Raw genomic sequence first — 6,780 nt, 5'->3', positions numbered from 1 at the left:
GTGCCAGCGGCCACGTCATCGCCATCTCGACGTCGTCGGGCAGCGTCACCACCGTGAACAGCGTGTACCAGGTGGCCTGCCCCGGCAGGAACTGCGCCACGGCGCCGAGCCCGATGCCGTGCAGAATCAGCGACACGGTGAGCTCCCCGAACGGTATCCACCCGCAGATCGCGAGCACGCTCCCCGTGGTGGAACCCGTGAGCAGGCCCAGACCCGCGCCGATCAGCGCCCACAGCACCGCGCACAGCAGACCCGAGCCGAGAACCGCCGCGACGTCACCGAAATCGGCACCCGAGAATCCGCCTCCGAACATGAGGATCGTCAAGGCCGACACCATCTCGGCGACGATGCAGTACAGCAACCCGAAGATCACCGCAGTCGCGAGTTTCGTGGCGATCACCCGGTCGCGCCCGCGGGTGGTCAGGAAGGTGGTGACCACGGTGCGGTGCTGGAATTCGCTGCCGGTGTTGACGACACCGAACAGCGCCGCGAACAGGAACACCAGGGCGAGCGCGAAGGAGATGCCGATCGCAGCGGCAGCGGCCTCGGCGAATCCCGGCCCGACGATGTCCTCGAGCGCGCGCGTGACCGGCAACGTGAGGGCGCCGCAGAACAGGCCCACCAACAGAGGCGCGATACCGAGGATCCACCAGTAGCGCAGGCTCAGCACCTTGCGGAATTCGGCCGTCAGGAGCGCGGTCATCGGTGAAATCCTCCGGGTCCGGTCGGCGGTTGGGAGCCGGCATACGGCTGCTGCCCGGGATGCGCGCCCGGGTACTGCTGTGTGCCCGGGTACTGCTGGGGCGGCCCTCCGGGATAGGGGCCGTAACCGGACGGCGGTTGTTGCCCCTGCGGGTACGCGGGAGTCGTACCGACGTAGCGGCCCGTAGTCATCGCCAGGAAAACCTGTTCGAGATCGACGTGCTCGACGCTCGTACCGAACAGTTTCACCTCGTACTCGGCGGCCAGCTCCGCGATCCGATCCGGCTCCACTCCCACCACGGCCAGCCGCCCGTCGGGCTGCGCCTGCACATCGGTGTGGCCGGCCGCCGCGAGGGCGGTGGCGAGCCGGGCCGGATCGGCCGACGCGACCAGCACCCGCGACCGGTACGCATTGCGGAGATCCGCCATGCTGCTCTGCGCGACGAGCGTGCCGTTGCTGATGATCACGAGGTGGTCGGCCATCTGCTCGACCTCGCGCAGGATGTGACTCGAGATCAGCACGGTCCCGCCGTTGCGCGCGTACGCCAGCAGGAAATCGCGCAGCCAGGCCATGCCTTCCGGGTCGAGTCCGTTGGCGGGTTCGTCGAGGACGAGGTAACGCGGCTGCCCGAGCAACGCGGTGGCCAGCGCGAGGCGCTGTCGCATGCCGAGCGAGAACTCGCCGATGCGCCGCCGCGCGGCCGGCGTGAGCCCCACAAGATCCAGACTCTCCGCGGCCCGGGTGTCCGGCACCCCGATCGCCGCGCAGTACACCTGCAGATGGGTCGCCGCGGTGTGTTTCGGGTGTGCGCTGCGTGCGTCGAGAACCGCACCCACCACCTGCGCAGGATGCTCGAGTTGCGAGAACGGGACGCCGTCGATGTACGCGACCCCGGCTGTCGGCCGGACCAGTCCGAGCAGCATGCCCAGTGTCGTCGTCTTCCCGGACCCGTTCGGTCCGAGGAAACCGGTGATCGATCCGGGCGGTACCAGGAAGCTCAGGTTCGCCACCGCCGTGTGGTCGCCGAATGCCTTGGTCAGGCCGTGCACGACGATCCCCGGCGGCGGTGGTCCGGACGGTAGGGACCCGGACGGCCCGGGACCGTACGGGGTGTTCGCGGACGGTGCTGTCACAGGAAAAACCCCCGATGCTTCGACGAAAATCGCTGTCCCGCTGTCCGGGCGTATCCCGGTGCCACAGGGACGCCGTGAGCTTACTGCGGCGGTAGACCACGACTTCGCGCCCGCTGCGGATCGATACCTCGGTCGAGGAACGGCAGTACCGCATCGAGGAACTCGCTGGGGGCATCGAGCTGAGGGCAGTGCCCCGCCTCGGGAATGATCACGACCCGGCGGTGCAGCCCGGGCGCCACCCGCCGTGCCGCCTGCGCCGGGGTAATCCGGTCGTGGGCGCCCCACAGCAGCAACGCCGGCATATCGAGCGCATGCACCATCTCGCGGATCGGCAGCCGCGCCAGTTCACCGATCACGTTGCTGCCCACCGCGAGCAGGGTATCGATCTGCCACCGGTCGGCGAAGTTCGCCGTAAACGCAGCTCGCACTGCACGATTCATGTGCCGGGGCTGGTGGACGGCGGCCCGCGCATACAGCGCACCGATCGTCCGCCTCATCACCGGGGCCGGCACCGGGCGAGACAGCGCGCGCGTGATACCGAGAGGTACACGCGCGCCACCGACCCAGCTGCGGGGGATACCCGCGAGCCCGGGCATGTCGGCGAGCACCACTTTCTCGACTCGGCCGGGCGCCGTCGAGGCGAACATCAGCGACGCGACCGCCCCGAGCGAATTTCCGATGAGCGACACGGGTTCCGGTGTGTCGGCGACGAGGTCGGCGAGCACATCCACGTAATGGTCCAGCACCGGAGCATTCCAATGTCCGGCACTGCGTCCGAATCCGGGAAGATCCACCACCAGCACCCGATACCGCTCGGCCAGAGCGGGTTCGACCCGGCACCACGTGCCGCCGTGATCGGAGAAGCCGTGAAGCAGCACCACGGTGCGCGGCCCGGTTCCGGATTCACGCACATACACCGGCGGGTCGGGCATGTCAGCGGCCCCGCTGCAGGGATTCCTGGTGCGGTGCTCCCAGGTGCTGGGGGCCCTGGTCGGTGGATCCCCGGTTCAGTGCCCGGTTCGCATCGGGCCACGTGGCGGGCGGTGGGCCGAACGCCTCTCGCGCATTGGTGATCGTGCGCTTGCCGATCGCCCGGTTGCCGGCGCCGCCGATCGCTGCGCCGATCCCCGCCGGCACGAGCTTGCCGAGGACCAGCGCACTGCGCTTGGCGAGGTACTTGCGGATGAACTTCTTCACCAGAGTGTTGTTGACCAACTTCAACTGCTTGGTGTTGGTCTGCGCGGTCAGAGCCTTGGGCCAATTCTTCAGCGACGACCCGGTCGCCGCCACGACGACCTCCTTACCGGCGTCCCCGAGGGCGACCGCCAGCACCAGAGCACGTCGCTGCTGATGGTCGTGCGGTTCGATGCCGTGCACCGATGCGACGGCCAACGTCAGCAATGCCGACGCCTCCAGGAAAAATACCGTCTCGGCGCCGACGGCTCCGATTGCGGCGATTGTCCCGACACCCGGGAACGCGGCGGTCGCGCCGACCGCCGAACCGCTGCCGGTCACTGCATTCAGGAACAGTTTCTCGAGCCGCACGATGATCTGTGCGGGTGTCTCGTCGGGATGCGCGCGACGCACCCACTCGACATACCTCGCCACGGCCGGGCCCTGCAGTTTGCTGCCGTTGTCGAGAAGCGCGATGAGGTACTTCTCGATGGTGCCTTCCTTCTTGCTCATATCCGTCCTTGTTCTGTCGCCGGGGGTGATTACCCTTGTCGGTGTGACGTTGTCATCCGGTGCGACCGGGATTTCGGATGGCGCTCAGCGGCGACCCGCGCCGCTCCTGCAACCTTACGTGCGTCGGTACGAAGGTTATCGGCTCACGGGTTTCGCGCCCGGCGAACATCTCGGGCTGCCGTCGCCGGATCTGACGGTCGTTCTCAGTCTCGGCGATCCCGTGGACATCGCGCGGCCCGCCACGCCGGATCAATCTCCCGGCCGGTTCATCGCGCCGGCCGGCGGGCTCACCACCAGCTCGGTGACGATCGCTCACGACGGCAACCAGTACGGCATCCAGCTCGCGTTGACTCCCGCCGGCGGTCGTGCGCTGTTCGGCATGCCGACCGCGGCGCTCGGGCCGTGGGTCGTCGAACTCGAGGACCTGTTCGGTGCCGACTACCGGGAACTCGTCGGGCGAGTCGTGGACGCCTCGACGTGGCCGGAGCGGTTCGACATCCTCGACCGCGTCCTGGCCCGGCGGATCGCATCGGTCGACGGCGGCGAACTCGATTCGCAGCTGGCGCGTGCCTGGGACATGGTCGTCTCCGGACCGCACCGGACAGTGAGGGAGGTTGCCGACGAACTCGGCTGGAGCCGAAGGCATCTCAGCGCGCGATTCGCCGCCGAGTACGGGCTCGGGCCGAAGGAGGCGGCGCGGATCGCGAGATTCGCGCGGTCGCGGATGTTGCTGCGTCGTCCGGGAGCAGGGAAAATAGCCGATGTCGCCGTGCGGTGCGGGTACTACGACCAGGCGCATCTGGCCCGCGAATGGCGCGACATCGCGGGTGTGCCGCCGTCGCGTTGGCTCGAGGACGAGGTGTTCCCATTCGTCCAAGACGTCGAGGTGCCGACGGGTGAACACTCGAAACCATGACCACTACATCAGCAAAGACATCAGCGAACCCGGAAACGAAGAACACCGACAACCGGGCCTCGAGGGTATGGCCGTGCCTGGCCTACACCGATGCCCGCGCCGCGATCCGCTTCCTCGTCGAGACCCTCGGTTTCACCGAGTCTGCGGTGTACGGCGACGGTGACCGCGTCGATCACGCCGAACTGACGTGGCCGTACGGCGGCGGTGTCATGCTCGGCTCGGCCGGTCGCGACACCCCGATCGACCAGCACACGGACAATGGATCCGTGTATCTCGTCGTCCCCGACGACGCGACGGCCGACGCCCTGTACGACAAGGTCCGCGAATCCGACGCGACCGTCACCGTGGAGTTGCGCGACGAGGACTACGGCTCACACGGCTTCACGTGCCGTGATCCGCACGGCGTGTACTGGAGCATCGGCACCTATCCCGGTCAGGGCCGAAGCGGCGAATGACCCGCCGGCACCGTCTCGTCGGCACGCGGCGGGGGCGGCGGGGTGCCGTCCCCGAACGGACGTCCCCCCAACGCTTCCCGCCCGTGCGGCGTCGTCCACCCGGTCAGATCCGGGCCCTTCGGCACGATCCGGGTGGGGTTCACATCGGTGTGGACGATGTAGTAGTGCTGCTTGATCTGCACGAAGTCGACGGTGTCGCCGAAACCGGGTGTCTGGAACAGATCTCGGGCGTAACCCCACAGTGCGGGGAACGCCGCGAGAAGGTTGCGGTTGCATTTGAAATGCCCGTGGTAGACCGGATCGAATCGGGCGAGGGTCGTGAACAGTCGCACGTCGGCCTCGGTGATCGAGTCGCCCACCAGATAGCGCCGCGTGCTCAGGCGCTCCTCGAGCCGGTCCAGTCTCGCGAACAACCGATCGAAGGACTCTTCGTACGCTTCCTGCGACCCGGCGAACCCGCAGCGATACACGCCGTTGTTGACGTCCCGGTACACCTCCCCGGCCACTTCGTCGATTTCTTCGCGTAGCGCCTCCGGATACAGGTCCGGCGCACCCTCACGGTGATACGCGGTCCATTCGGTCGAGAAGTCGAGGGTGATCTGCGGGTAGTCGTTGGTGACGACCTGCCCCGTGCGTACGTCCACGATGGCGGGCACCGTGATGCCCCGCTCGTATTCCGGAAAACGCTCGAAGTAGGCATCCTGCAGCCGGGGTATTCCGAGCACCGGATCGACGCCGCCGGGGTCGAGGTCGAAGGTCCAGCTGCGTTGATCGTGGGTGGGTCCGCACAGTCCGAGCGACAATGCGTCCTCGAGCCCGAGCAGTCGTCGCACGATCAATGTGCGATTCGCCCAGGGGCACGCTCGCGCGGCGATCAGCCGGTACCGGCCGGCTTCGACGGGATACCCGTCGCGACCGTCGGCGGTGATGCGCGTGGTGATGTAGTCGGTGTCGCGCTTGTATTCCGATCCGGGCTCCACATAACTGCCTGTGGTGCCGGATTCGCTCGGTTCGGTCAAGAGAACTCCTCGTCGGTCGGCGTCGGTGGACCTGCTGGTGTGCGCCTACATTCGAACGGGTAGACGGACGGTTATGCGGGTTCCCCATTCGAGGTATCCCGACACGGCCGCCAGACCCCGGGCGGCAAGATTGTCGCGCCGTGCCCGCCACATCGGGATCAATCCGGCATCGAGGGCGTCATGGGTGGCCAATGTCGTCACCGTCGCCGCGAGACCCCTGCGGCGGTGGTCGGGGACCGTCAGCACCCGCAGGTCGGCGAGGAGCGAATGAACCTCGCCGTATCCGGCGCCGGAAAGCGGACGGTGTTCATCGTCGAGCAGCACGAACGCGCGGGGCTGTTCGGAGGCGGTCAACTCGACTTCGGTGGCGTCGTCCGGAGGACAGCGCCGCAGCAGCTCGGCGAAGTCGGCGGCACGGTGGGAGATCAGGGGGTCGTCGACCCGGCTCGCATCGATCCAGTCGGCGCACAGGCTCAGGACCTCGGTGCGGCCCGCGTGTCCCGCCGTGGCGGCGCGGACGGCGGCTTCGTCGCGATGCGCGGCCTCGACCTCGGTGAGGGCCGCCACGGCGCGGGACGGGCCGACGATTGCCGTCGACTCCCCGATGTGCAGCACCTGTACCACCGGCGCCGAATCGTCGACTCGCGTGACCAGGCCCGGTGTGGCCAGGGCGTCGTCGTCCAATCCGAGTTCGCGGCACCAGGCCAGTGCCGCGATACTCGTCAGGTGTGGGTCCACCTGGCTACCGTAGCCGTCCGGGAGCGGAGGATCGTTCCGTGAACCGAACCGCACCGAGATCCCGAACCGAACCCGGTCCCGAACCGGGGACCGCCACCCGGCCATGGGCCGCCCTGGGCGCGCTGTGTCT

Annotated in this window: 8 protein-coding genes; 2 read left to right on the top strand and 6 right to left on the bottom strand. The window is 68.1% G+C overall.

Annotated elements, in window-relative coordinates; genetic code table 11:
- From Q8814_RS23375 to Q8814_RS23360, 4 genes are all read right to left on the bottom strand, one after another.
- Positions 1 to 703, bottom strand: a 703-nt coding sequence (locus Q8814_RS23375; RefSeq protein WP_330154359.1) for an ABC transporter permease, incomplete at its 3' end; no start/stop codon positions are given.
- Positions 700 to 1,752, bottom strand: coding sequence for an ABC transporter ATP-binding protein (locus tag Q8814_RS23370; protein ID WP_408015973.1), 1,053 nt, complete (start codon positions 1,750 to 1,752; stop codon positions 700 to 702). The genes Q8814_RS23370 and Q8814_RS23375, both read right to left, overlap by 4 nt.
- 164 nt (positions 1,753 to 1,916) lie before the next feature.
- Positions 1,917 to 2,768 carry an alpha/beta fold hydrolase gene (locus tag Q8814_RS23365; RefSeq protein ID WP_330154358.1) on the bottom strand — a complete coding sequence of 284 codons (852 nt, stop codon included), beginning with the start codon at positions 2,766 to 2,768 and terminating at the stop codon, positions 1,917 to 1,919.
- Between the two features lies 1 nt (position 2,769).
- A complete protein-coding gene (locus Q8814_RS23360) occupies positions 2,770 to 3,522 on the bottom strand; it encodes a hypothetical protein (protein WP_330154357.1) in 753 nt (250 codons plus the stop codon).
- A 43-nt stretch (positions 3,523 to 3,565) separates the two neighbouring features.
- On the opposite strand from Q8814_RS23360, the gene Q8814_RS23355 reads away from it, so the two are divergent.
- Both Q8814_RS23355 and Q8814_RS23350 read left to right on the top strand, forming a co-directional pair.
- A complete protein-coding gene (locus tag Q8814_RS23355) occupies positions 3,566 to 4,438 on the top strand; it encodes an AraC family transcriptional regulator (protein ID WP_330154356.1) in 873 nt (290 codons plus the stop codon).
- Complete coding sequence (locus Q8814_RS23350; RefSeq protein ID WP_330154355.1) at positions 4,435 to 4,893, top strand: VOC family protein; 459 nt, start codon at positions 4,435 to 4,437, stop codon at positions 4,891 to 4,893. The genes Q8814_RS23355 and Q8814_RS23350 overlap by 4 nt, the downstream gene beginning before the upstream one ends.
- On the opposite strand, the gene Q8814_RS23345 is transcribed toward Q8814_RS23350, so the two are convergent.
- Both Q8814_RS23345 and Q8814_RS23340 read right to left on the bottom strand, forming a co-directional pair.
- Positions 4,872 to 5,912, bottom strand: a complete 1,041-nt coding sequence (locus Q8814_RS23345) for a glutathione S-transferase family protein (protein WP_330154354.1) — start codon at positions 5,910 to 5,912, stop codon at positions 4,872 to 4,874. The two genes, Q8814_RS23350 and Q8814_RS23345, sit on opposite strands and share 22 nt — an antisense overlap.
- A gap of 45 nt (positions 5,913 to 5,957) precedes the next feature.
- On the bottom strand, positions 5,958 to 6,650 hold the full coding sequence (locus Q8814_RS23340) for a GNAT family N-acetyltransferase (RefSeq protein WP_330154353.1): 693 nt from the start codon (positions 6,648 to 6,650) through the stop codon (positions 5,958 to 5,960).
- Positions 6,651 to 6,780 lie beyond the last annotated feature (130 nt).

Origin of the sequence: Rhodococcus chondri (genome assembly GCF_036327435.1) — a bacterium.
GTDB lineage: Bacteria > Actinomycetota > Actinomycetes > Mycobacteriales > Mycobacteriaceae > Rhodococcus > Rhodococcus chondri.
Note: the sequence above shows the minus strand (reverse complement) of the source record. Positions and strands in the feature narration are given on the sequence as shown.